Annotated in this window: 2 protein-coding genes; both read right to left on the minus strand. The window is 69.3% G+C overall.

What is annotated here, in order from left to right; all coding sequences use genetic code 11:
• Nucleotides 1–183: 183 nt before the first annotated feature.
• Nucleotides 184–1,062 carry a carbohydrate ABC transporter permease gene (locus LCE31_RS39105; RefSeq protein ID WP_225023006.1) on the minus strand — a complete coding sequence of 293 codons (879 nt, stop codon included), beginning with the start codon at nucleotides 1,060–1,062 and terminating at the stop codon, nucleotides 184–186.
• Between the two features lie 14 nt (nucleotides 1,063–1,076).
• Nucleotides 1,077–2,072 (minus strand): carbohydrate ABC transporter permease, encoded by a 996-nt coding sequence (locus LCE31_RS39110; protein ID WP_225023009.1) that lies wholly within the window; start codon nucleotides 2,070–2,072, stop codon nucleotides 1,077–1,079.
• Between the last annotated feature and the right edge of the window lie 107 nt (nucleotides 2,073–2,179).

A 2,179-nucleotide genomic window follows, 5' to 3' on the forward strand; every position in this document is an offset into this window, starting at 1 on the left:
ATGTCACTCAGTGTGATCCGACGCCGCGTGCGGCGAGCGGCCGGGGGGGGGGGCGCCGGGGGCGGGGGGCGGGGGGGGCCGGTTACGGTGTGTGGTGCCGGGTGCGAGGCGGGCACGCCGCAGAGGCGCGGCCGGCCCGCAAGCATCGCCCCTTCACCCCTTGGCCGGTCATCCCTTCACCGCTCACCCCTTGACGGCACCGGACATGATGCCTCCGACGATCTGCTTGCCGAACACCGCGAACACCACGAGCAGCGGCAGCGCGCTGATCAGCGCGCCCGCCATCACGATGGACTGGTCGGGGGTGTACGAGGCGCTCAACTGGCCGAGCGCCACCTGAAGAGTGGGGTTCTGCTGGCTCAGCGCCAGGTACGGCCAGAAGAAGTCGTTCCACGCCTGCACGAACGTCAGCATGCCGAGCACCATCATCGCGGGCCGCGCGACCGGCAGGACGATGCTGAGGACGATGCGGAAGTTGTTCGCGCCGTCCACCTTGCCCGCCTCGATCAGTTCGTACGGCAGCGCTTCGAGCAGGTACTGCCGCATGAAGAACACGCCGAAGGCGCTCACCAGCGTCGGGAAGATCACCGACTCCAGGTGCCCGCCCCAGCCGATGTCGGACATCATCATGAACAGCGGGACGACGCTGAGCTGCGGCGGCACGGTCAGGGTGGCGATGACGGCGGTCATCAGCCAACCCCGGCCCCGGAAGCGCATCTTGGCGAAGGAGTAGCCGGCCAGCGTGCAGAAGAACAGGGTGGCCGCGGTGATGCTGGCGGACACCACGACGCTGTTGACGATGGCCTTGCCGAGGTGTGCCTGCTGCCAGGCGGCCGACAGGTTGTGGAACAGGCGCCCGCCGGGGATGAACGGCGGGGTGGCCGCGAGTACTTCGTTCTGGGTGTGCGAGGCGGCGACGAGCGTCCAGTACAGCGGCAGCACCGAGACGATGCAGGCGACGACGAGGACGACGTACGTGAGCGGCCCCGCGTGCAACTGGCGTCCCGCGCCGACACGGAGCCGGCCGGTGGCTGTGCGGGCGGCGGGGCTGGTGGTGGTCATGGCGGAGGACTCCCTCAGGCGGACTTGCGGACGAGGCGGCCGACGAGCAGGTTGATGCCGGCGATGATCAGCAGCAGCGCGAGCATGGCCCAGGCGACGGCGGCGGCGGGCCCGAGGTGCCCGAGGTTCCAGCCGTAGTTGTAGAGGTACACACTCAGCGTCTCGTACTGGTTCTGGTTGCCGCCGGTGGCACCGAGGGAGCCGCCCTCCAGCAGCAGCGGTTCGCCGAACAGCTGCATGGACCCGATCGTCGAGATCACGATCGTGAAGAGGATCGTGGGCCGCAGGGACGGGATCGTCACCTTGCGGAACTGCTGCCAGCGCGACGCCCCGTCGATGGCCGCCGCCTCGTAGAGATCGGTCGGCACGGCCTGCATGGCGGCCAGGTAGATGAGGGTGTTGTAGCCGGTCCAGCGCCAGATGACGATCGCCGAGATGGCGATCTTCGATGTCCAGTGCCCGTTGGCCCAGTTGGTGTGTCCCAGGCCGATGAAGTGCAGCAGCCAGTTCAGGATGCCGCCGTCGGCGCGGAAGACGAGCGCGAAGACCAGGGCGGCCGAGGCCACCGAGGTGGCGTACGGCGTCAGGATGAGCGTACGGAAGAACGTACTCGCGCGCAGCCGGTAGTTGAGGAGGTGCGCCAGGCCGAGCGCCATGAGCAGCTGCGGAACGGTCGAGATGACGCCGATGACGAAGGTGTTGGCGACCGCCGTCCAGAACTCCGAGTCGTGCAGGATCATGTCGAAGTTGGCCCAGCCGACCCACTGCATCTGGTCGAGCCCCGTCATCTCCACGTGGTGCAGGGCGATCCAGCCCGTGTAGAGGAGCGGGAACAGCCCGAAGGCCCCGAAGACGAGGAAGAACGGGGCGATGTAGGCGTACGGCGAAGCCTTGTCGTCGAAGCGCCACAGCCGGCTGCGCCAGGACCCGCGGTCGACCGCCGGAGGCGGGTCGGCGGACCTGCGGGGCGGCGGGACGTGCGCGTCCCTGGTGGGTGTCGAGGTGGCCACGGTCGGAGTCCTTGTCCTTGTCCTGGGGGTCCTGGGGGGTACGGGCGTGGAGCCGGGAGCCCCCGGCGCGGGAGCGGGCTCGGGACCCGGGGTGCGTGGCCCCGGGG

This window comes from Streptomyces sp. 8L (assembly GCF_020176795.1).
Taxonomy (GTDB): Bacteria; Actinomycetota; Actinomycetes; order Streptomycetales; family Streptomycetaceae; genus Streptomyces.

Bases quoted from the DNA above. Each gene is read 5' to 3' on its own strand.
- LCE31_RS39105 (WP_225023006.1), bottom strand. From the start codon at position 1,062: ATGACCACCACCAGCCCCGCCGCCCGCACAGCCACCGGCCGGCTCCGT.